Annotated in this window: 19 protein-coding genes; 14 read left to right on the plus strand and 5 right to left on the minus strand. The window is 73.5% G+C overall.

Annotated features, from left to right (window positions below; all coding sequences use genetic code 11):
* Positions 1-76: 76 nt before the first annotated feature.
* From ABZ801_RS21415 to ABZ801_RS21450, 8 genes are all read left to right on the plus strand, one after another.
* Positions 77-1,690 carry a carboxyl transferase domain-containing protein gene (locus tag ABZ801_RS21415; RefSeq protein WP_360700265.1) on the plus strand — a complete coding sequence of 538 codons (1,614 nt, stop codon included), beginning with the start codon at positions 77-79 and terminating at the stop codon, positions 1,688-1,690.
* Positions 1,691-1,697: 7 nt separating this feature from the next.
* A complete protein-coding gene (locus tag ABZ801_RS21420) occupies positions 1,698-3,650 on the plus strand; it encodes a biotin carboxylase N-terminal domain-containing protein (protein WP_360700268.1) in 1,953 nt (650 codons plus the stop codon).
* Between the two features lie 2 nt (positions 3,651-3,652).
* Positions 3,653-4,576, plus strand: a complete 924-nt coding sequence (locus ABZ801_RS21425; protein WP_360700399.1) for a hydroxymethylglutaryl-CoA lyase — start codon at positions 3,653-3,655, stop codon at positions 4,574-4,576.
* The gene (locus ABZ801_RS21430) at positions 4,576-5,727 is read left to right on the plus strand and encodes an acyl-CoA dehydrogenase family protein (RefSeq protein ID WP_360700272.1); all 1,152 of its coding nucleotides are present in this window, start codon (positions 4,576-4,578) and stop codon (positions 5,725-5,727) included. Before ABZ801_RS21425 ends, ABZ801_RS21430 begins: the two co-directional genes overlap by 1 nt.
* 109 nt (positions 5,728-5,836) lie before the next feature.
* Positions 5,837-6,775, plus strand: a complete 939-nt coding sequence (locus tag ABZ801_RS21435; protein ID WP_360700275.1) for a MerR family transcriptional regulator — start codon at positions 5,837-5,839, stop codon at positions 6,773-6,775.
* A 96-nt stretch (positions 6,776-6,871) separates the two neighbouring features.
* Positions 6,872-7,891 carry a DUF523 and DUF1722 domain-containing protein gene (locus ABZ801_RS21440; RefSeq protein ID WP_360700278.1) on the plus strand — a complete coding sequence of 340 codons (1,020 nt, stop codon included), beginning with the start codon at positions 6,872-6,874 and terminating at the stop codon, positions 7,889-7,891.
* A 6-nt stretch (positions 7,892-7,897) separates the two neighbouring features.
* Positions 7,898-9,163 carry a PAS domain-containing sensor histidine kinase gene (locus tag ABZ801_RS21445; RefSeq protein ID WP_360700280.1) on the plus strand — a complete coding sequence of 422 codons (1,266 nt, stop codon included), beginning with the start codon at positions 7,898-7,900 and terminating at the stop codon, positions 9,161-9,163.
* A gap of 140 nt (positions 9,164-9,303) precedes the next feature.
* Positions 9,304-12,576, plus strand: coding sequence for an NACHT domain-containing protein (locus ABZ801_RS21450; RefSeq protein WP_360700283.1), 3,273 nt, complete (start codon positions 9,304-9,306; stop codon positions 12,574-12,576).
* Between the two features lie 219 nt (positions 12,577-12,795).
* Here the strand turns inward: ABZ801_RS21450 and ABZ801_RS21455 are convergent, their stop codons facing one another.
* Complete coding sequence (locus tag ABZ801_RS21455; RefSeq protein WP_360700286.1) at positions 12,796-13,482, minus strand: GntR family transcriptional regulator; 687 nt, start codon at positions 13,480-13,482, stop codon at positions 12,796-12,798.
* A gap of 152 nt (positions 13,483-13,634) precedes the next feature.
* Between ABZ801_RS21455 and ABZ801_RS21460 the strand changes: the two genes are divergently transcribed.
* Positions 13,635-14,657: a dihydroxyacetone kinase subunit DhaK gene (locus ABZ801_RS21460; protein WP_360700289.1), complete on the plus strand. Its 1,023-nt coding sequence runs from the start codon at positions 13,635-13,637 to the stop codon at positions 14,655-14,657.
* Positions 14,657-15,286 (plus strand): DAK2 domain-containing protein, encoded by a 630-nt coding sequence (locus ABZ801_RS21465; protein WP_360700292.1) that lies wholly within the window; start codon positions 14,657-14,659, stop codon positions 15,284-15,286. The genes ABZ801_RS21460 and ABZ801_RS21465 overlap by 1 nt, the downstream gene beginning before the upstream one ends.
* Positions 15,287-15,424: 138 nt before the next feature.
* On the opposite strand, the gene ABZ801_RS21470 is transcribed toward ABZ801_RS21465, so the two are convergent.
* Both ABZ801_RS21470 and ABZ801_RS21475 read right to left on the minus strand, forming a co-directional pair.
* Positions 15,425-16,099 carry a response regulator transcription factor gene (locus ABZ801_RS21470; RefSeq protein ID WP_360700295.1) on the minus strand — a complete coding sequence of 225 codons (675 nt, stop codon included), beginning with the start codon at positions 16,097-16,099 and terminating at the stop codon, positions 15,425-15,427.
* Positions 16,096-16,458 carry an ATP-binding protein gene (locus ABZ801_RS21475; protein WP_360700402.1) on the minus strand — a complete coding sequence of 121 codons (363 nt, stop codon included), beginning with the start codon at positions 16,456-16,458 and terminating at the stop codon, positions 16,096-16,098. Before ABZ801_RS21475 ends, ABZ801_RS21470 begins: the two co-directional genes overlap by 4 nt.
* Here ABZ801_RS21475 and ABZ801_RS21480 point away from each other — a divergent pair.
* The 3 genes from ABZ801_RS21480 to ABZ801_RS21490 all read left to right on the plus strand — a co-directional run bounded on the left by ABZ801_RS21480 (position 16,339) and on the right by ABZ801_RS21490 (position 19,340).
* Positions 16,339-16,671 (plus strand): hypothetical protein, encoded by a 333-nt coding sequence (locus ABZ801_RS21480; protein WP_360700412.1) that lies wholly within the window; start codon positions 16,339-16,341, stop codon positions 16,669-16,671. The two genes, ABZ801_RS21475 and ABZ801_RS21480, sit on opposite strands and share 120 nt — an antisense overlap.
* 102 nt (positions 16,672-16,773) lie before the next feature.
* Entirely contained in the window at positions 16,774-17,472 is a 699-nt protein-coding gene (locus ABZ801_RS21485) for an alpha/beta hydrolase (protein WP_360700405.1), read from the plus strand.
* Positions 17,473-17,795: 323 nt separating this feature from the next.
* Complete coding sequence (locus tag ABZ801_RS21490) at positions 17,796-19,340, plus strand: DHA2 family efflux MFS transporter permease subunit (RefSeq protein ID WP_360700298.1); 1,545 nt, start codon at positions 17,796-17,798, stop codon at positions 19,338-19,340.
* Positions 19,341-19,526: 186 nt separating this feature from the next.
* Here ABZ801_RS21490 and ABZ801_RS21495 read toward each other — a convergent pair whose 3' ends face one another.
* Positions 19,527-21,077, minus strand: a complete 1,551-nt coding sequence (locus ABZ801_RS21495) for an acyl-CoA synthetase (protein ID WP_360700301.1) — start codon at positions 21,075-21,077, stop codon at positions 19,527-19,529.
* A gap of 77 nt (positions 21,078-21,154) precedes the next feature.
* Entirely contained in the window at positions 21,155-21,385 is a 231-nt protein-coding gene (locus tag ABZ801_RS21500; protein ID WP_344940701.1) for a DUF397 domain-containing protein, read from the minus strand.
* Positions 21,386-21,581: 196 nt separating this feature from the next.
* Between ABZ801_RS21500 and ABZ801_RS21505 the strand changes: the two genes are divergently transcribed.
* On the plus strand, positions 21,582-22,181 hold the full coding sequence (locus tag ABZ801_RS21505; protein ID WP_360700305.1) for an ATP-binding protein: 600 nt from the start codon (positions 21,582-21,584) through the stop codon (positions 22,179-22,181).
* The last annotated feature ends 576 nt before the right edge of the window (positions 22,182-22,757 follow it).

Below are 22,757 nucleotides of genomic sequence, written 5' to 3' on the forward strand. Positions count from 1 at the left end.
GGGGGTGGACGTCCGATGTTAATGAGTATTAACATCGGCGTTGTTAACGGTCATTAACACGACGAGGACGCGACTGATGGCCGGACCTGTGCTGCCCACCCGCGCCGACCCGGCGGACCCGGCGTTCAAGGCCAACGCCGAGCACAACGCGGCGCTGGCTGCCGAGCTGCGCGACCGCATCGACCGGGCCGGGCGCGGCGGTCCCGAGCGCGCCCGCGAACGGCACGTGGCGCGCGGCAAGCTGCTGCCGCGCGACCGGGTGGACGCCCTGCTCGACCCGGGATCGCCGTTCCTGGAACTGTCGCCGCTGGCCGCCCACGGCATGTACGACGACGAGGCTCCCGGCGCGGGAATCATCACCGGGGTCGGGCGGATCTCGGGCCGCGAGTGCGTGGTCGTCGCCAACGACGCCACCGTCAAGGGCGGCACCTACTACCCGATGACGGTCAAGAAGCACCTGCGGGCGCAGGAGGTGGCGCTGCACAACCGGCTGCCCTGCGTCTACCTGGTCGACTCGGGCGGCGCGTTCCTGCCCCGCCAGGACGAGGTGTTCCCCGACCGCGAGCACTTCGGCCGGATCTTCTACAACCAGGCGACCATGTCGGCGCGGAGCATCCCGCAGATCGCCGCCGTGCTCGGCTCGTGCACCGCGGGCGGCGCGTACGTCCCGGCGATGAGCGACGAGGCGGTGATCGTCCGCGGCCAGGGCACGATCTTCCTGGGCGGCCCGCCGCTGGTGAAGGCCGCGACCGGCGAGGTCGTCACCGCCGAGGAGCTGGGCGGCGGGGAGCTGCACGCCCGCACCTCCGGCGTGACCGACCACCTGGCCGAGGACGACGCGCACGCGCTGGCGATCGTCCGCGACATCGTGGCGACGCTCGGCCCGCGCGAGCCGCGCCCCTGGGACGTGACGCGGCCCGAGCCGCCCGCCGCCGACCCCGGCGAGCTGTACGGGGTCGTGCCGCCCGACCCGCGCACCCCCTACGACGTGCGCGAGGTGATCGCGCGGATCGTGGACGGCAGCCGGTTCCAGGAGTTCAAGAAGGAGTACGGCACCACGCTGGTGACCGGCTTCGCCCGCGTCCACGGCCATCCGGTCGGCGTCGTGGCCAACAACGGCATCCTGTTCGGCGAGTCGGCGCTCAAGGGCGCGCACTTCATCGAGCTGTGCGACCGCCGCTCGGTGCCGCTGCTGTTCCTGCAGAACATCACCGGGTTCATGGTGGGCCGGCAGTACGAGTCGGGCGGCATCGCCAAGCACGGCGCCAAGATGGTCACCGCCGTGGCGTGCGCCCGCGTCCCCAAGTTCACCGTCGTGATCGGCGGGTCGTTCGGCGCGGGCAACTACGCGATGTGCGGCCGGGCGTACTCCCCCCGCTTCCTGTGGATGTGGCCGAACGCGCGGATCTCGGTGATGGGCGGGGAGCAGGCCGCCAGCGTGCTGGCCACCGTCCGCCGCGACCAGCTGGAGGCGCGCGGCGAGCGGTGGCCGGACGAGGCGGAGGAGAAGTTCAAGGCGCCGATCCGCGAGCAGTACGAGGAGCAGGGCAACCCGTACTACTCCACGGCGCGGCTGTGGGACGACGGCGTGATCGACCCGCTGGACACCCGCCGGGTGCTGGGCCTCGCGCTGTCCGCGGCGGCGAACGCGCCGCTGGAACCCGTCGGCTACGGCGTCTTCCGGATGTGAGGCCGTGATGTTCGAGAGCGTTCTGGTGGCCAACCGCGGCGAGATCGCGGTCCGGGTGTTCCGCACGCTGCGGCGGCTGGGCGTCCGCTCGGTCGCCGTGCACACCGACGCCGACGCGGGCGCGCGGCACGTCCGGGAGGCGGACGAGGCGGTGCGCATCCCGTCGTATCTGGACGTGGACGCGGTGGTCGCGGCGGCCCGCGCGGCCGGCGCCGAGGCCGTGCATCCCGGGTACGGCTTCCTGGCCGAGAACGCCGGGTTCGCCCGCGCCTGCGCGGCCGCCGGGCTGGTGTTCGTCGGCCCGCCCGCCGCGGCGATCGAGGCGATGGGCGACAAGATCCGCGCCAAGCGCACCGTCGCGGCGGCGGGGGTCCCGGTCGTGCCGGGCCGGGACGAGCCGGGCCTGTCGGACGAGGAACTCGTCGACGCCGCGCTGGACGTGGGCCTGCCCGTGCTGCTCAAGCCGTCGGCGGGCGGCGGCGGCAAGGGCATGCGGCTCGTCCGCGACGCGCCCGACCTGCCCGACGCAATCGCCGCCGCCCGCCGCGAGGCCCGCGCGGCGTTCGGCGACGACACCCTCCTGGTGGAGCGGTTCGTCGGCAACCCCCGGCACATCGAGATCCAGGTGTTCGCCGACGCCCACGGAAACGCCGTCCACCTGGGCGAGCGCGAGTGCAGCCTGCAACGCCGGCACCAGAAGATCGTGGAGGAGGCGCCGTCCCCGCTGCTGGACGCGGCCACCCGCGAACGCATGGGCGCGGCGGCCGTCGCGGCGGCCGAGGCCGTCGGCTACACCGGCGCCGGGACGGTGGAGTACATCGTGTCGGCCGACCGTCCCGGCGAGTTCTTCTTCATGGAGATGAACACCCGCCTGCAGGTCGAGCACCCCGTCACCGAACTGGTCACCGGCCTCGACCTGGTGGAACTGCAGCTGCGCGTCGCCGCCGGGGAGCCGCTCCCCCTCACCCAGGACGACGTGAGCCTGAACGGACACGCCGTCGAGGCGCGCGTCTACGCCGAGGACCCGGCGCGCGGCTTCCTGCCCACGGGCGGCCGGGTGCTGCTCCTGGACGAGCCGTCGGGCACGCGCGTCGACTCGGGCCTGGAGGAGGGCGACGAGGTCGGCGGCTCGTACGACCCGATGCTCGCCAAGGTGATCGCCTGGGGCGCCGACCGCGCCGCCGCCCTGCAGGGCCTGGACCGCGCCCTCGCGTCGTACACGCTGCTCGGCGTCCCCACCAACGTGGCGTTCCTGCGGGCGCTGCTCAGGCACCCGGACGTGGCGGCGGGCCGCCTCGACACGGGACTGGTCGAACGTTCGCTGACCGACCTGACGGCGGGCGGCTCCGTTCCCGGCGAGGTCCTGGCCGCCGCCGCGCTGGAACGCATGCTCGCCCTGGAACCGCGCGACGACGCCGACCCGTGGGCGATCCCGGACGGCTGGCGTCCCGGCGCCCCCGCCTGGACCCCGTGGATCATCACCCCGTCCGGCGGCGACCCCGTGGAGGTGCGCGTCCAGGGCCGCGCCCATGACGCACTCGTCTCGATCGACGAGGCCGCGCCCGTCCGCGCGTCCCTGAAACGCGACGGCCGGACGCTGACGCTCGCCTACGGCGACCGCACGCTGACGTACCGGCACGCCCGTGACGGCGACACGCTCTGGCTGGGCCGCGACGGGCACGCGTGGGCGCTGACCGAGCACGTGCGCGCCGAGGCCGGGAGCGGCGCGTCGGCGGCCGGGGACGGCGTCGTCCGCAGCCCGATGCCCGGCACCGTCCTGGCCGTCAAGGCGAGCGAGGGCGAGCGGGTCGACGCGGGCCAGCCGCTGCTGGTGGTGGAGGCGATGAAGATGGAGCACACCGTGACCGCGCCGGTCGCCGGCACGGTGACGAACCTGCCGGTCCGCGCGGGCGCGCAGGTCGCCTTGGACGCGGTGCTGGCCGTCATCGAGGAGGCATGACGATGCGGGTGCCGCTGGACGGCCTGCCCGACCGGGTCACGATCTACGAGGTCGGACCGCGCGACGGGCTGCAGAACGAGAAGACGATCGTCCCGGCGGAGGTCAAGGCCGAGTTCGTCACGCGGCTCGCCGACGCCGGCCTGCGCACGATCGAGACGACCAGCTTCGTCCACCCCAAGTGGGTGCCGCAGCTGGCCGACGCCGAGGAGCTGCTGGGCGCCCTGCCCCCGTCCCCCGGGGTGCGCCGCCCCGTCCTGGTGCCCAACGAGCGGGGCCTGGAGCGGGCGCTGCGCAACGGTGTCACCGAGATAGCGATCTTCGGCAGCGCCACCGAGTCGTTCGCCCGGCGCAACCTCAACCGCACCGTCGACGAGTCGATCGCGATGTTCGCGCCCGTCGTCGAGCGCGCCCTCGCCGAGGGCCTGTGGGTGCGCGCCTACGTGTCGATGGCGTGCGGCGACCCGTGGGAGGGCGACGTGCCGATCGACCAGGTGGTGCGCGTCGCGACCCGCATGATGGACCTCGGCTGCGCGCAGCTCAGCATCGGCGACACCATCGGCGTCGGCACGCCCGGCCAGGTCACCGCGCTGATCGAGGCCCTGGTCGCCGCGGGGATCGGCGTCGACCGGCTCGCGGTGCACTTCCATGACACCTACGGCCAGGCCCTGGCCAACACGCTGGCCGCCCTGCGGGCCGGTGTCACCACGGTGGACGCCTCCGCCGGCGGCATCGGCGGCTGCCCGTTCGCCGAGAGCGCCACCGGCAACCTGGCCACCGAGGACCTGGTGTGGATGCTGCACGGCCTCGGCATCGACACCGGCGTCGACCTGGACGCCCTCGCCGCCACCAGCCGCTGGATGGCCGAGCGCCTCGGCCGTCCCAGTCCCTCCCGCGTCGTCGAGGCCCTGTCACCCAAGGAGCAGTAATGATCGACTTCACGCTCACCGACGAGCAGGAGGAACTGCGCCGCACCGTCGAGCGGTTCGCCCGCGAGTCCGTCGCGCCGGTGATCGGCGACCTGTACGAGCGGGGCGAGTTCCCGTACGAGATCGTCGCCGCGATGGGCAAGATGGGCCTGTTCGGCCTGCCGTTCCCCGAGGAGTACGGCGGCATGGGCGGCGACTACTTCACCCTCTGCCTCGCCCTTGAGGAACTGGCCCGCGTCGACTCCTCGGTGGCCATCACCCTGGAGGCCGGGGTGTCCCTGGGCGCCATGCCCATCTACCGTTTCGGCTCCCAGGCGCAGAAGGAGCGGTGGCTGCCGGTGCTGACGTCCGGCGAGAAGCTCGCGGCCTTCGGGCTGACCGAACCGGGCGGCGGCTCCGACGTCCCCGGCGGCATGCGCACCACCGCCCGCCTGGACGGCGACCACTGGGTGCTCAACGGGTCCAAGTCGTTCATCACCAACTCCGGCACCGACATCACCGCGTTCGTCACCGTCACCGCGCTGACCGGCGAGAACGAGATCTCGACGATCATCGTCCCGAACGGCACGCCCGGCTTCACCGTCGGCCGCAAGTACTCCAAGGTCGGCTGGTCGGCGTCCGACACCCGCGAACTGGCGTTCGACGACGTCCGGGTGCCCGCCGAGAACCTGGTCGGCGAGCGCGGCCGCGGCTACGCCCAGTTCCTGCGCATCCTGGACGAGGGCCGCATCGCCATCGCCGCGCTGTCGGTCGGCCTGGCCCAGGGCTGCGTGGACGAGTGCCTGCGCTACGTCCGCGAACGCGTCGCCTTCGGCCGTGAGATCGGCCGCTACCAGGCCGTCCAGTTCAAGATCGCCGACATGGAGACCCGCGCGCACACCGCCCGCCTGGCCTACTACGCCGCCGCGGCCCGCATGCTGGCGGGGCGGCCGTTCAAGAAGGAGGCGTCCATCGCCAAGCTGGTCGCCTCCAACGCCGCCATGGACAACGCGCGCGACGCCACCCAGATCTTCGGCGGCTACGGCTTCATGAACGAGTACGCCGTGGGCCGCTTCTACCGGGACGCGAAGATCCTCGAAGTGGGCGAGGGCACCTCCGAGGTCCAGCGCATGCTCATCGCCCGCTCCCTGGGCCTGCCGCCCGCCGCCTGACGCCCGGCGGCCCCGTTCGGTCTTTCCACGCGCCGCGACCAGGCAGGATGTGTCAGAGGACCCCGGTGCAGTCACGTTCTCCGGTCCAGGGCCGCATGGGGGGTGAAGCATGGGCGAGCCTACGGCACGGGAGGCCGGCCTCGGCGTGGGCGCGGTGGCACGGCGCCTGGGCGTGGCCGCCTCCACCCTGCGCACCTGGGACCGCCGCTACGGCATCGGTCCCAGCGGACGCAGCCCGGGCGGTCACCGGCGCTACACGCCGGCGGACCTGGCACGGCTGGAGGTCATGCGGCGGCTGATCCTGGCCGGCGCCCCGCCGGGTGAGGCCGCGCGGGCCGCCCTGGGGGCGCCTCCCGGTGAGCCAGCGCCGCCGCGCGCGCACGGCGCGGGCGGCCACCGCCTGCCGCTGACGGGGACGGGAGCGCCCGCCGAACGCGGCGGCGAGCGGACCGCGCGGGTGCGGGGCCTGGCGCGGGCGGTGACGGCGATGGACGAGGGCGCGATGAGCGCCGCCGTCCGGTCCGCGTTGCGCCGGGACGGTGTGGTGCGCGCGTGGGACGAGCTGCTCGTCCCGGTCCTGGTCGGGATCGGCCGCAAGCACGCGGCGACCGGCGCCTGCGTGGAGATGGAGCACCTGCTGTCGGAGGTGGTGCTGCGCTGCCTGGCCGAGGTGCCCGCGCGGCGGCCGCCCGACGGCCGCGCCGCCCTGCTCGCGTGCGCCCCCGACGAGCAGCACAGCCTGCCGGTGCACGCGCTGGCCGCCGCGCTCGCCGAGGCGGGCGCCCCGGCCGTCGCGCTCGGCGCGCGCGTACCGGCGGCGGCGCTGTACGCCGCGATCGACCGGGTGGGCCCGCACGCGGTGTTCGTCTGGTCGCAGACCCGCGCGACCGGGGACCCCGCCTGGCTGGCGGACCTGCCGAGGACGCGTCCGCCGCTGCGGGCCCTGGCGGGCGGTCCGGGCTGGGCGCGGCACCGGTTGCCGCGCACCGTCGGGTTCGTGACCACCCTCGCCGAGGCGGTCGCCGAACTCACCGCAACGTCCTACTGATCCGGTTTTGTACGCCTTTTACCGATTTGCGGTTGTTTGCGGGGCGCCCCTCCGACTATGAACAAGTTTTGAAGCGATTCGTCGGAGATGGTGCCCATGTTCCCGGCAGCACGGACGTCCTGCGACACGGACGCCGCCCAACGGCGCGAGAGCGTGCCGGCACAGCCGCGGCCACGGCTCGCGGTGTCCGGCTGCCTGCTCGGCGCCGCCGTCCGTTACAACGGCGGCGACAGCCGCGACCGGTTCCTCACCGGCCCGCTGTCCCTCCACGTCGACTGGGTACCAATCTGCCCGGAGATGGAGATCGGCCTGGGCGCGCCGCGCGCCCCGGTGCGCCTGCGCACGGACGGCGCGCTCGTCGCCAGGGACGGGACCGCCGACCACACCGCGGCCATGGTGCGGCTCGCGCGCGACCGCGTTCCCGAGCTGGACCGGCTCGACGGCTACGTGCTCAAGTCGCGTTCCCCCAGCTGCGGGCTGTTCGGGCTGCCGCGCTACGCGCCCGGCCGTCCGGGAGAACCCCCCGGCGGCTGGCCGGCGGACCGCCGCGGCCGCGGCCTGTTCGCCGCCCTCGTCGCCGAGGCGCTCCCGGGCCTGCCCGCCGAGGAGGACGGCCGGCTCAACGACCCGCTGCTGCGCGAGCACTTCCTCGAACGCGTCTTCGCCCAGGCCCGGCTGCGTGAGTTCTTCGCCGGCGACTGGCGCGCCCGCGACCTCGTGGCCTTCCACAGCAGGCACAAGATGCAGTTCCTCGCGCACGACCCCGCCGCCTACCGCCAGACGGGACGGATCGTCGCGCAGGCCGGGGCCCGCGACCCCACCGAACTGGAGGCCGAGTACCGCCGCGCGTTTACCACCGCGCTCGCCGCCCGCACCACCCCCGGCCGCCACGTCAACGCGCTCCTGCACCTGCTGGGCTTCCTCAGCGACCGCCTCGACCCCACACGCCGCCACGACATCCTCACCGCGATCGACTCGTACCGCCGCGGTGAGGCGCGCGTCGTCCCGACCGCCCTGCTGCGCCACCACGCGGCGGGCGAAGAGCTCGGCTTCCTGTCCCGGCAGACCTACTTCGCCCCCTTCCCCGCCGAGCTCCTCCTCCCTCACCACCTGTGATCGACGATGACGGCCGCCCCGGATCCCGCGCAGCTGTTCGACGTGCTCCCCGTCCCCGCCGCCGTGCTGTCGCCCGACGCGGTGTTCGTCACCGTGAACCGCGCCTACCAGCGGATGTCGGGGCGCTCCCGCGACGAGCTGGTCGGGCGGAGCCTGTTCACGATCTTCCTCGGCGGGTCCTCCGGGCACGGCGCCGGCGAGCTGCGGGCCTCGCTGGACCGGGTGCTGGCCGAGGGACGGACCGACGTCATGGCGACGCGGTGCTTCGCCCTGGAGGCCCCCGGACGGCCGGGAGTCCTCCAGGAGCGGTACTGGAGCACCCTCAACGCGCCGATGCTCAGCCCGGACGGCGAGGTCACCGGCATCGTCCACTGCGTGGCGGAGATCACCCCCCGGTCCGGCGCCCCGGCGGCCGCGGACGGGCGGGCGGCCGAGACCGAACCGCGGGCCCCGGCCCGTGAGCCGCACGAACTCAACGCGGGTCTGCGCCACGCCTACACCGAGGAACGGCGGACCGTCCGGGCGCTGCGGCAGGCGATGGAGCGGCAGCGGCAGGCCGTCAGCGACACCTCCCACGACCTGCGGGCCCCGATCACCGGCCTGCTGACGCGGCTGGAGGCGGCCCTCGCCGACCCCGCGGCCGATCCCCGCGAGGCTCTGCGCGCGGCCCTGCGCGACGTCGAAAGGCTCGGCGACATCGTCGCCGACCTGCTCGAACTCGCCCGGCTCGACGGGGACGTCCAGCTTCCCGCCGAACCCGTCGACCTGGCCCGCCTGGTCGAGACCGACCTCGCCCACCGCACGCCCGTGATCGTCCTCAACGTCCGCCTGCAGCCCGGAGTCGTGGTGAACGGCTCCTCGGTCCGGCTGGCCCGCCTGCTGGGCAACCTGATGGCCAACGCCGAACGCCACGCCGGCTCCCGGGTCGAGGTGACGGTCGCCGCCGACGGCGACCATGCCGTCCTGCAGGTCAGCGATGACGGGCCGGGGATCCCCGCGCCGGAACGCGAGGAGGTCTTCCGCCGCTTCTACCGGCGCCACGACGCCCGCCACCGCGATCCCGCGGGCACGGGCCTGGGCCTGCCGATCGCCCGTGAGATCGCCCGCGCCCACGGCGGTTCCCTGAACATCGCCGACACCGCGAGCGGAACCCGCATGGTGCTGCGCCTGCCGCTGCACGCCTCGTCCACGGCACAGGCGGCCGCCGAGGTCCCGCCCCAGGACGCGAAGACGAACGCCGCCCCGCCCCGAGAACACGACGGGGACGCCTAGAACACCGGCGGCCTCCCCCACCGCACCGGCCGCCGGGCGCCCGGCCGGACACGAATCGGGCGGAACGGTGACGGGCGAAGTGGCTCTCGATCGCGGCGGGTTGCCGGGATACTGGTGCCTTCAAGTGAATTGGGGGTGCCGTGTCCGTCGAAGGGGTCGCGCTGGGCGTCGGCAGGTCGGTGGTGCAGCTCGCCGTGGGGCGCCTGGTGGCCGGACGCGCCGACCGCAAGGCGCAGGGGCAGGACCTGGTCGATCTGATCAGGCTCGGTTTTCCCGACGAGATCCGGCGGCGCCGGGCGCGGCGACAGTTCGAGGAGATCGCCGACTCGGTCGGCGAACGGCTGATGACGTACTGCCGCCAGGAGTTCGGCGGCCTCACCGACGGCGACCGGGAGGCGGTCCTGCACCAGGTGGTGCTGACGCTGGAGCGCGCCGACCTGTCGGACGAGGCGCTGCTGTCCGTCGACGCCGATCCGGTGCGGCTCGCCCGCGCGTTGCGCGCCACGCTGCCCGCCCGACAGGCCGGGTTCCAGCTCGGCGAGGCGGGCGCCCGCCTGTACGAGGTGGTGCTGGACGAGTGCTGCGACTGCCTGGCGCGCATCATCGTCCACCTGCCGCAGTTCGGGCCGCGCGCGTCGGCCGAGACGCTGGCAAGGCTCTCCGGGCTGGCCGACCAGGTGACCGCCGTCCTGGCCCGGCTTCCCGCACGCTCCCTCGTCGCGCCGGAGGGCGAGTCCGACGACGAGGAGTTCACGCGCCGCTACCTGGCCTCGATCAGCGAGAGCCTGGACACGCTGGAGCTGTTCGGTGTCCGTTTCGAGCGTTTCAGCCGCCCGCAGACGAAGCTGAGCATCGCGTACATCAGCCTGAACGTCCTGCGGGAGGACAACGCGGACCGGCGCAAGGCCGACCATGGCGCGGTGCCGGTGAGCGAGTGGCGGATCGACGACCGGGAGGCCGGTGCCGTCCGCGTCGAATCGGCGCTGGGCGAGCACCGCCTGATGCTCGTCCGCGGGGAGGCGGGCGGCGGGAAGAGCACGCTGCTGCGCTGGCTCGCCGTCACCGCCGCACGCGGCGAGTTCTCCGGCGACCTGGCGTCCTGGAACGGCTGCGTCCCGTTCCTCATCAAGCTGCGCAGCTATTCGGGTGCGCGCCTGCCCCGGCCGGAGGAGTTCGTGGACGGCGTCGCCGGTCATCTGGCCGGGCTGATGCCGCGCGGCTGGGTGCACCGGCGGCTGCTGTCGGGCCGGGCCCTGCTGCTGGTGGACGGGGTGGACGAGGTCACCGCGAACCAGCGTCACGACGTGCGGCAGTGGCTGCGCGATCTGGTCGGCCAGTTCCCGGGCGTGCGGGTGGTGGTCACGTCCCGCCCGGCGGCGGCCGGTTCCGCATGGCTGCGCGCCGAGGGGTTCGCGACCGCGTTCATGGAGCCGCTCGGCCCCGCCGACCTGCGGGCCCTGATCGAGCACTGGCACGACGCCGTCCGCCACTGCGCCGACCTGCCCTGTGAGCCGGAGCGCCTGCCGGGCTACGAGGCGCGGCTGCTCGCCCGTCTCGAAGCGGCCCCGCACCTTCGCACACTCGGTTCCAGTCCCCTGCTGGCCGCGATGCTGTGCGCGCTCAACCTCGACCGCGAGACACTTCCCCGCGACCGGATGGGGCTGTACGCGGCGGCGCTCGACCTCCTGCTGGAGACCCGCGACGCCAAGCGCGGCATCCCGAGCGCCCAGACCATCGACCTCGAACGCGACCAGAAGATCCGCATCCTGCAGGAACTGGCCTGGCACCTGTCGACCAGCGGGCGCGTCGAGCTGCCGAAGCCGATGGTCGAACGCGTCATCGCCGAACGGCTGCGGACGATGCCGCGCGTGCGGGCGCAGGCCGCCGACGTCCTCGATCTGCTCCTCCAGCGAAGCGGCGTCCTGCGCGAACCGGTTCCGGGCCGGATCGACTTCGTGCACCGCACCGTTCAGGAGTACCTCACCGCCAAGCAGGCCGCCGACCTCGGCGACATGGACCTGCTGATCCGCAACGCCCACCGCGACCAGTGGCGCGAAACCGTCATCATGGCCGCCGGACACGCCAACGAGCCGCTGCGCCGCGAACTGATCGGCGGCATCCTCGAACGCGTCGAGGCCGAGCCGCGACGCGCCCGCTTCCTGAAACTGCTGGCCGTGTCGTGCCTGGAGACGCTTCCCTCGGTCCCCGACGACCTGCGCGCCGCGCTCGACCGCTGCATCGACGCCCTCGTCCCGCCCCGCAACCTGGCCGCCGCCCGCTCCCTCGCCACGGCCGGCGAACCCGTCCTCGCCCGCCTCCCCGAGACCCTGGACGGCCTCTCCGAAGCCTCCGCCAGGGCCACCGTCCGCGCCGCCGCCCTCATCAACGGCCCGGAAGCCCTGGACGTCCTGGCGAGATACGCAACCGATCAACGTACCCGGGTGCAGGTCGAACTCAACGAGTCCTGGGACTACTTCGACGTGGCCGAGTACGCCGAACGCGTACTGGCCCATATGCCCCCCGGTGGAGAGCTCTACCGGGTGAACTCGGCCAGGCGATTGGCCACCCTGGGCATTATCGCTCCGCTCGCCCAGCTCTACGTCAACGTGGAGGAGGTGCCCGACTTCGGCTTCCTTGATGGCCACGCCCATTCGCTGAGAACGCTCAACCTCTGGTTCCGCCGACCGGGAACGGATTTGTCCCGTCTATCCGAACTGCCGGCCCTCCGGGATCTCACGCTGACGTCACCCGGACTGCCCGATCTCCGTTTCCTGAGCGCGATGCCGCCGCTGGAGAGAATCTGGCTGGGAAAGTGCTCGGAGATCGACGACTTCTCCCCCCTGGAGCGCCACACCGACCTGCGAGAACTCTCCTTGGCGGGCGGCCGCCGACTGACGACCCTGGAAGTGCTGCCCCCGTTGGACAAGGTGGTCGCCCTCGGTCTCAACGGCACCGGGCTCACCAAGGGCCTCTCCGAGGTCGCCACAACGGCGCCACATGTCCGCTCTTTGTACGTGGGGGAATGCTCGTGGGTGAACGACCTTGCGGAACTCGACGGCCTTCCACTGCGACATCTCAGCCTGTACCGCTGCACAGAGGTGAAGGACCTGTCTCCCCTCTCCGCTTTCACCACGCTCGACAGACTCGATCTAGAGGGGACGAATGTCCACGATCTGTCCCCGCTGGCGGGACTCACCAACCTCAGCGTCCTGTGGTTGGAGCACTGCCACAAGGTGACCGACCTGACTCCCCTGGCGTCTCTTCCGAATCTCTCCAGGCTTCACATCAAAGGAATCGCACCCGGGACCGACCTTTCGCCGCTGGCTGGGAACCGTAAGCTCACCGTTTACATCACTCCGGGGCAGGACGTCCGCGGCGCGAAGGCACTGGGGCGTCGACTCAAGACCCTCTGATCTGGCCGCCTCTCCGCTCCTGCGGGCGCACCGGACCGAAAGCACGCGACAGTCAGTGAGCCGCGCCTGAATGCACAGACGTCGCGCTGGGAGGTCCGCCGCGGGTCAGGGCGTTGCAGGGCCGGAAACCGCCGCCGGCGACAGAGGGGCAGTCCGCGCGTCAGGCGGAGGCCGCAGAGCGGGCCGGGCGCGCGGCGCGCCGCGCGGGCGGACGGGCGGTCAGAGGGAGATGGCCTGGGATTCCATGTCGGCGACCGTCCACTCCTCGACCTCGTCCAGGTGGACGGCGGCGGCCTCCTGGGCGGCGGCGACGTCGCGGGCGGCCATGGCGTCGAGGATCTGCAGGTGGCGGCGGGTGGATCCCTCGGCGCGCCGGGGCCCGGTCGCGCCGAGGACGCGCAGCCAGGCGACGAACGGCTCGACCGAGGCGCGGGCGCGGACCAGGCGCTCGTTGCCGGTGGCGGCCACGATCTCGCGGTGGATCCGCATGGCGCTGGCGAAGAACGGGTCGAAGTCGCCCTTGCCGACCGCCTCGGCCGCCTCGACGGCCTCGGCGCGCAGGTCGGCGATCTGGCCGGCGGGCATGCGGGTGGCGGCGATGCCGGTGGCCACCCACTCGATGCCCTTGCGCAGCTGGCAGACCTCGTGGACGTCGTTGACGCCGGGCCGGGCCACGAACGTGCCCGAGCGGGGGCGGGTCTCGATGAGCTGGTCGTGTTCCAGGCGGGCCAGCGCGTCCCGTACCGGGGTGCGGGACACGCCGAACTCGTCGGCCACCGCCTGCGGATCCAGCCGGGAGCCGGGCGCGTACACGCCGGTGATGATCCGGTCGCAGAGGATCCGGTAGAGCTGACCGGCGATGGACTCGACGACCAGCGACTGCGTGTCGGATGGACGCGGGGCCACGGCTGACTCCCTGCTGGTGTGAGATGTCTGATCCATCAGGTTAGCCGCCCGGTCGCGGCGACGGCCGAGCAGGCCCATTATTTGACATGTGGTGTCTGATATATTAGTGGTCACGTAGAACGTGCACCACCTGCCCCCGGGGAGACCGCACCGTGACGTCCAGCACGCCCTTCCATCCCTCCGACGGCGATCCCGTCCCGCCCGCGCTGCGCGGCTTCGCACGGGCCCACGCCGACCTCGTCGAGCTGCACGAGGACCCCGCCCACCTGGTCGCGCGGCACCGCGCGCCGGGCCGGCGCGTGGGACTGGTGTCGGGCGGCGGGTCCGGTCACGAGCCGATGCACGCCGGGTTCCTCGGCCTCGGCATGCTCGACGCGGTCGCGCCCGGCAAGGTGTTCGCCTCCCCGCACAACCGGCAGATCCTGGAGGCCAGCCGGAAGGCGGCCGGGCCCGGCGGCGTGATCCACGTGGTGAAGAACTACACCGGCGACCGCATCAACTTCGGCATCGCCGCCGAGCGGCTTCGGCTGGAGGGCGTCGAGGTCCGCCGCGTGCTGGTGGACGACGACCTGGCCACCGAGTCCGCCGAGACCGCGACCGGACGGCGCGGCACCGGCGCCACCGTCGTGGTGGAGAAGCTCCTCGGCGCCGCCGCCGACGACGGGCTCGGCATCGACGAGCTGGCCGAGCTGGGCGCGGCCTTCGCCGGCGCGTCCCGCAGCCTGGCCGTGGCGTCCCGGGCGCAGACCTCCATGCACACCGGCAGGCCGTCGTTCGAGCTGGCCGAGGGCGAGCTGGAGTACGGGGTCGGCATCCACGGCGAGCGCGCCGCCCGGTCGATCCCCCGGCCGTCCACCGAGGAGCTGGTGGCCCGGATGCTGGACGAGGTGATCGCGGGCCTCCCGGCGGGGCCGGACGAGGTCGTCGCCGTCGTCAACGGCCTGGGCGGCACCACGCTGCTGGAGCTGTACGGGCTGCACGAGCTGGTCGCCGGCGGCCTGGAGCGGCGCGGGATCGCGCTGACCGGTTCGCTGGTCGGCACGTTCGTCCCCGCCCTGGACATGGCCGGGTTCTCCATCACGCTGACCCGGATGCGGCCCGAGTGGAAGACCTGGTGGGCCGCCCCCGCCATCACGCCCGCCTTCCCCCGCCCGACCACCGAGGAGACCGTCTGATGCCCGCCACCGACGTCGACCAGGAGGCCGTGCTGCGCCGCTACGCCGCCGCGGCCGAGGACGCGCACGCCGAGCTCACCGCGCTCGACCGGCACAGCGGCGACGGCGACTTCGGCGACAACCTGCGGGGCGGGCTGCGCGACGCGGTCGCCGCGTTCGAACGGTCCGGCGGGTCGGCGTTCACCGTGCTCGGCACGGTGTTCCTGGACGAGGTCGGCGGCACCAGCGGCCCGCTGCTCGGCCTGCTGTTCACCGAGATCGCCCGCGCGCTGGAGTCCGGCGCGGGCGTGGCGGCCTGGGCGGAGGGCGCCGCGGCCGGGCTGGCCGCCATCCAGCGCGTCGGCGAGGCGAAGGTCGGCGACCGCACGCTGGTGGACGCCCTGGCGCCCGCCGTCGACGCGCTGCGCGAGGGCGGGGACGACGCGTTCGCCGCCGCCGCGCGGGCCGCCGCCGACGGCGCCGCCCGCACCGCGGAGCTGCGCGCCCGCATGGGCCGGGCCAGTTACATCGGCGACCGCGTCAAGGGAGAGCCCGACCCGGGAGCGGTCGGGGTCGCGCTGCTGTTCTGGGCCGTCGCCACCGCCGCCGACCCCTCCGCGGACGTGCCCGCTCCGGTCCGCTCCCTGTAACGGGCACCCCCCACGACAGGAAGCCCTCCCGTACCAGCGTCGCCGTCACGTCCACCCTCGACGCGCTCACCCGCGACTGCCGGACGGCGCGGCCGTGCGCGGCCCGGCGGGCCGCCGCGTCCGCGCCGCTGGAGCGGCTCAGTCGCCCCGGGACGGGTCGGGCCGCACCAGCCCGTGGTCGTAGGCGAACACGACGGCCTGGATGCGGTCGCGCAGGTCCAGCTTGGCGAGGATGCGTTTGACGTGCGTCTTGGTCGTGGCCTCGCCGACGTGCAGGGCGCGGGAGATCTCGCCGTTGGACAGGCCGCGGGCGACCAGCAGCAGCACCTGGCGCTCGCGGTCGGTGAGCCGGTCCAGGCGCCGCCTGGTGTGCGCGTCCGGCGGAGCCAGGGACGTGCGGGCGAACTCGTCCAGCAGCCGCCGGGTCACCGACGGGCCGAGCAGCCCCTCCCCCGCCGCGACCGTCCGGACGCCCTCGATCAGCGTCTCCGGCGGGGAGCGCTTGAGCAGGAACCCGCTGGCCCCGGCGCGGACGGCGGCGAAGACGTACTCGTCCAGCTCGAAGGTGGTCAGCACCAGGACGTGCGGCCGCGGCCCCCGCGCGGTGATCTCCCGGGTGGCGGTCACGCCGTCCATGATCGGCATGCGCACGTCCATCAGCACCACGTCGGGCGCCAGGTCCCGCGCCATCCGCACGGCCCGGGTGCCGTCGGACGCCTCGCCCGCGACGGTGATGTCGGGCTGGGTCTGCAGCATCATCCGCAGCCCGCCGCGCATGAGCTCCTCGTCGTCGGCGAGCAGGACCCTGATCACGCGGCACGCCCCTCGGACGGGGCGGGGACGCGGACGTCGACCCGCCAGCCGCCGCCCGCCGCCGGCCCCGCCCGGCACGTCCCGCCGAGCCGTTCCACGCGGTCGCGCATGCCGGTCAGGCCGCGTCCGGGGACGTGCGGCCCGCCGGTCGGCGGGGCGGCGGTTCCGTCGTCGGTCACCGCCAGCACGACGTCCTCCCCGTCGCGGGACAGGCTGATCCGCACGGTCGCGGCGGACGCGTGCCGGACGACGTTGGTCAGCGCCTCCTGCGCGGCGCGGTAGACGGCGCGCCGGACGGGCTCGGCGAGCCCCGCGACGTCGCCGTCGACCGACAGCTCGGCCGTCAGCCCGCCGGGCAGCCCGTCGACGAGGCGCCGCAGCGAGTCCGCCAGGCCGGGGGGCGGGCCCGCGTCGCCGAGCAGCCCGAGGACCTGGTCGAGGCCGGCTGGGCGAACCTGCGGCCGGCGATCGCAGCGAACCAGACGACCGCGGCGACCCGTACCACCGGCGGGCCGTGGAACACCGAAGCGGTGACGTCGGAGTCGCCGATCGGGATGGTCGCCGACGTGTAGGCGACCAGGACGTCGACCGCGACCCAGCGCCACCTGCGGTCGGCGCCGCGGTCCGGCCGCAGGCGGCCGGCGGGCCGCGGCGCGGGCAGCGGGGACCGCCGCATCGCGGACCTGGAGGCGATCCGGCGGCGGATCGGCGCGCGGCGGATGATCCTGGTGGGCGGTTCGTGGGGCGCCACGCTCGGCGCCGCCTACATGGCCGGGCATCCCGGTCGCGTCGCCCGGTCGGTGTTCGTCTCCCCCGGCGCGCTGTGGGCGCCGGAGTGGGAGAAGACCGGCGAGGGCGAGCTGTGGGACCGGCTGACCCCGGCCCAGCGCGCCGCGATGGACGCGCTGGAGGCCCGTCCGAAGCTCATGGCGTGGTCGCTGCTCGTGGAGGCGAACCCGCGCGCCGCGCACGCGCTGCTGCCGGACGAGGAGATCGACCCGCTGTTCGACCGGCTGCTGGCCACGGTCGGATCGGCCGCGACGTGCCACCCCGGGCGTCCCTTCACCGAACCGTCGTCCCGCTCCGGCTTCTACGCCAACCAGATGACCTCGGCCGACGCGCTCACCGTCCCCGACCCCCGGCCCGCCCTGCGCCGCGACCCCACGCCGGTGCTGGTCCTGCGCGGCGAGTGCGACTACAAGAGGTGGGAGATCGCCCGCGAGTACCGGGACACCCTGCCCGGCGCGAAGCTGCTGTACGTGCGCGGCGCGGGCCACGTCATCGAGGCCGAGCAGCCCGCGCTCTACCGCGCGGCGGTCACCTCGTTCCTCACCGGCGGGCCCCTGCCGCTCGCGCCGCACACCGGCCGCTGACCACGGGTCACCGCCCCGCCACCACCCCCTCAGGCGGCACCGATGAGTTCTCGCTTCGCGGCGGGTCCGTACCGGTGTCCGAGGAGCCTGAGGGGGGTGTCGGCTATGTCACATCCGCATGGCGGCGCAGGTCACGGCGCGTTGCGGGAGGAGATGGCCGACGTGCACAGAAATGTCAGACCCCGACGGAATACTCCCGGACAGGCGGGGGTTTAATCGTTCGCGAAAGTGTCAGTCGCTGCAGTATTTTGCTGCGGCATCCCCAGCCCCGTCATGATCCCCTCGTGCCCGCATGCCCGGGCCCACATGATTGGAATACCGTCTTGACCGCTCCCGCGTCTTCGCAGACGAAGGCCGATCCGCCGGACTCGGCGTCCGCTGGAGGGCTCGACCGCGGCGTGCTCGCGGTGGCCATGGTCGTCGTCCTCGGCGCGATCATGTCCATCCTGGACGTGACCGTCGTCAACGTCGCGCTCAAACATCTGTCCGAGGACTTCGACTCGCCGCTCGCCACCATCCAGTGGGTGGCCACCGGCTACACGCTCGCGCTGGCCACGGTCATCCCGGTGACCGGCTGGGCCTCGGCTCGGTTCGGCACCAAGCGCCTGTACATGCTGTCGATCGCGCTGTTCGTCGGCGGGTCGGCGCTGGCGGGCACGGCCTGGAGCGCCGAGTCCCTGATCGCCTTCCGGGTGCTGCAGGGCCTGGGCGGCGGCATGATCATGCCCGCCGGCATGACGATCCTCACCCAGGCCGCCGGCCCGCAGCGGGTCGGCCAGGTGATGAGCATCGTCGGCATCCCGATGCTGCTCGGCCCGATCACCGGCCCCATTCTGGGCGGCTGGCTGGTCGACGACGTCTCCTGGCGCTGGATCTTCTACATCAACGTGCCGATCGGCGCGGTGGCGCTGATCATGGCCGCGCGCATCCTCAAGCGCGACGAGCCGCGTCCCGCCGAGCGGCTGGACTTCCTCGGGCTGCTGCTGCTGTCGCCGGGTCTGGCCGCGCTGATCTACGGGCTGGCCACCGGCGCGGAGAAGTCCGACTTCGGCCGTCCGGGCGTGCTGATCCCCACCGTCGTCGGGGCGGTGCTGACGCTCGGCTTCGTCTTCCACGCGCTGGGCCGCCACAACGGCAACCCGCTGATCGACCTGCGGCTGTTCCGGCGCCGTTCGGTGGCCACCGCGTCCGGCACGCTCGTGCTGTTCGCCTGCGCCTTCTTCGGCGCCATGCTGATCCTGCCGCTGTACTACCAGTCGGTGCGCGGCGAGAGCGCGTTCGCCGCGGGCCTGCTGCTGGCCCCGCAGGGCCTGGGCGCCATGGTGACGATGCCGATCGGCGGCAAGCTCACCGACCGCGTGGGTCCCGGGCGGGTCGTGTGGATCGGCCTCACCGTCGTGGTGCTGGGCGTCGCGGGCTTCGCCTCGCAGCTCACCGCCGACGCCTCGTACTGGGCGCTGGGCGCCGCGCTGTTCGTCATGGGTCTCGGCATGGGCCTGACGATGATGCCGACCATGTCGGCCGCCATGCAGACCCTGCAGCACGACGAGGTGCCGCGGGCCAGCACCGCGCTGAACATCATCCAGCAGGTGGCGGGCTCGATCGGCACCGCGTTCATCGCGGTCCTGCTGGCCTCCCAGCTCAAGGACCGCGGGCTGCCCACCGGCGGCGCCGCGGCCGAGGCCCCCGCCGGGGCGCCGCAGCCGCCGCCCGAGGTCATGGCCCCGATCCTCGCCAAGATGGCCGACGCCTTCCAGACCACCTACTGGTGGTCGCTGGCGCTGCTGGTGCTGGCCTTCATCCCCGCGCTGCTGCTGCCGCGCAAGAAGCCGGACGGCGCCGTCGACGCTCCCATGCCGATGCACTGAGCACCCCTCACAGCCGAACGCCCCGTCCCGAGGTCCTGCGACCTTCGGGGCGGGGCGTTCGCCGCTCTGAGCCCCCCTCAGCCCGCCGCGAGGGGCGAACGCGGCACGACACCGGGCGCAAGACCGCGATCTCCATGGTCAGCGCTCGGCGCGGGCGGCTTCGGCGCGGGACACGAGGGTCGCGGTTCAGGGGCGCGGCCGGGAGTCGGAGTCCTTCCAGTATTCCTCCTTGAGCAGGCGCTTGTAGAGCTTGCCGGTGGCATGGCGGGGCAGTTCGGCGCGGAAGTCGACCGAGCGCGGGCACTTGTAGTGGGCCAGGCGGTCGCGGCAGTAGGCGATCAGCTCGGCCTCCAGGCCGGGGCCCGCGTCGTCCATGGACACCGGCTGCACGACGGCCTTGACGGACTCGCCCATCTCGGCGTCCGGGACGCCGATGACCGCCACGTCGGCGACCTTGGGATGGACGGCCAGGACGTTCTCGGCCTCCTGCGGGTAGATGTTCACCCCGCCGCTGATGATCATGTACGAGCGGCGGTCGGTCAGGTAGAGGAAGCCGTCGTCGTCCACGTAGCCGACGTCGCCGAGCGTCGTCCAGCCGCGCCCCCTCGGGTCGCGGGACGCGGCGGTCTTGTCGGCGTCGCCGTGGTACTCGAACTCGGGGCCGGCGCCGAAGTAGAGGGTGCCGGGCGTGCCGGGCGGCACCTCGTCGCCGTTCTCGTCGCAGACATGGATCTCTCCCAGAAGGGGTCTTCCGACCGTCCCCTTGTGGGCGAGCCAGTCCTGGGAGTTGGCGTAGACGAAGCAGTTGCCCTCGGTCCCGGCGTAGTACTCGTGCAGGATCGGGCCCCACCACTCGATCATCTGTTCCTTGACCGGGACGGGGCAGGGCGCGGCGGCGTGCACGGCGCAGCGCAGCGTCGACAGGTCGTAACGGGCGCGGACCTGCGGCGGCAGCTTGAGCATCCGGATGAAGTGGGTGGGCACCCACTGGCTGTGCGTCACCCCGTGCTTGTCGATGGCCGCGAGGGCCTGCTCGGGGTCGAACTTCTCCATCACCACGACGGTGGCGCCGAACCGCTGGAAGGTCAGGCTGTAGCGCAGCGGCGCGGCGTGGTAGAGCGGCGCCGGGGACAGGTACACCGAGTCGCTGTCGGGCTGGAACAGCAGGGAGATCAGCTGGTAGAGGGCGCCGGGCGTGCCCATCGGGTCCAGCCGCAGCTGCGGTTTGACGCCCTTGGGCCGGCCGGTCGTGCCCGACGAGTACAGCATGTCGACGCCTTCGCACTCGTCCGGGATGGGGGTCGGCGGATGGGCCGCGACCCGCTCCTCGTAGGACTCGAAGCCCGGCGCGACGCCGTCCAGCATCAGCCGCAGCCGCACCCGGGGCGTGCGCTCGGTGACGGCCGCCGCGGTGCCGGCCAGGGCCCGTGAGGAGACGAAGACCTTCGCCCCGCAGTTGTCGACGATGTAGGCCAGCTCGTCGGCCTGCAGCCGCGAACTGACGGCGGTGTAGTAGAGCCCGGAACGCTGCGCCGCCCAGGCCACGGCCAGGAACAGCGGGTGGTTCTCGAGCATGAAGGCGACGTGGTCGCCGGGGCGCAGCCCCTCTGCACGGAGGAGCTGCGCGAGCCGGTTCGACTCCTCGTCGAGTTCCCGGTACGTGACGATCCGCCCGGAGCCCGCCATGATCACGGCGGGCCTGCCGGGGGTTCGCTCGGCGATCTGGCCCAGGTGCATGCGTCAGCACGCTACCTGGCGGAACACCGAAATGGAACGGGATTCGGTTTACTGACGGTCCCGACCGGACCGGCGGTTCAGACCAGCATGTGGTCGAAGTCGCCGTCCTTGGCACCGCCCACGAACGCCTCGACCTCCTCCCGCGTGTAGACGAGGATCGGTCCGTTCGGATACCGGGAGTTGCGCACCGCGATCTCCCCTGTGGGGAGTTCGGCCAACTCGACGCAGTTGCCGCTCGGGTTGCTGCGGCGGCTCTTCTGCCAGACGAGTCCGTGCCGCCAGAGGTCCGACAGCTCGTCGCCGTACATGCGTGCCCCCTTGTCAGGCCGTCTCGCCTCCCTCGCGGGAGGCTGCGATCTCGCCCCACCCCTGTAGTCATGGTACGAGATGCACGTGCATTCGTTCTTGCATTGGTTCATGCAGACGGTCTTGCATCTGCACGACATGGGGAGCAAGATAGCGAACGCCGCGCACTGCACACCCGCTCGCCACTGGGGTCTGACAATGATCGTTGACCAGGCAGACGACGTCGCCGCTCCGCCCGCGCACGGGGGGAGGCGGACCTGGCGGCCCGCGACCGCCGGGCGCGCGCTGTGGCCGGACGCCGGCCCGACGGCGCTGGTCCCGCCGGCCACACCGGGGCTGGCCGGCCACTGGCCGACCCCGCCCTCGGGCCGTCCCCGCACCGCCCGCCGGGTCCTGCCCGCCGACGCCGCCTCACCGAAGGCGGCGCGCGAGTTCACGCTGGCCACGCTGGAGGACTGGGGGCTGGCCGACGCCGCCGAGGACGTCCTGGTCGCCGTGTCGGAGCTGGTCACCAACGCGTTCCGGCACGGCCTGACGGGCCTGCTGCGCCCGGCGCCGCCGTGTCCCATCCAGCTCGTGCTGCTGGGCCACCCGCGGCGCCTGGTCGTGGCCGTCACCGACCCGGGCACCCAGGTCCCCGAGCAGGCCGAGCCCGACCCGGACCGCTTCGGCGAGGCGGGCCGCGGCCTGGTGGTGGTCGGCGCGGTCAGCGACGCGTGGGGCTGGGCGCCCCTGTCCACAGGCGGCAAGGCCGTTTGGGCGGCCTTCGACCTACGCCCCGCCTCCACCGACCGCTGACGGAGCCCTCACCGGCCCTCTGGCAGGGGCACCCGGTACGCACGCCCTGACCAACGGCTGCCCGCCTCCAGGCGCCACCTGTCCGGAACGGGCGGGCGCCGTCGCCTGCACGACGAGCCCACCTGGCCTGGGACGGCTGGTCCGGCCGGCAGCTCACCTGCCACGTCCCCGAAACCGCTCGCTGCTCACGGGACGCTGCCCCGCAGTGAAGTCGGCGCGGGTCGCGAACCCGGCGTCCCGGTCTGGCGTCTGGAGCGCCGCCCGGACGGCGGGAGGGCGCCGAATGCGTGTGGCGCGGGAGGGGCTGGGGCGCCGCCAGGAGATGCGGCGTTCGGCCTTGCGGTCACGGGACGGCGGGTGCGCTCGGCGGCGCTCCCGGCCGTGACCGGGAGGCGCGCCGCGGCCGTGAGCGGTGAGCCGAGCCGCCGGCTGACCCCCCGCAGCGGCGGGGCGCCGCACCCGGCGGAAGGCGACCTGGGCTCCGCTGGCAGGTCGTGGACGCGGCGTCCCCGCGCTGGTCGGGCGGGACCACGGGCGGTGGTGACGGCACGTCCGTCGTGTCGGTGGCACGCTCCA

Source organism: Actinomadura sp. NPDC047616, assembly GCF_040642915.1.
GTDB lineage: Bacteria > Actinomycetota > Actinomycetes > Streptosporangiales > Streptosporangiaceae > Spirillospora > Spirillospora miaoliensis.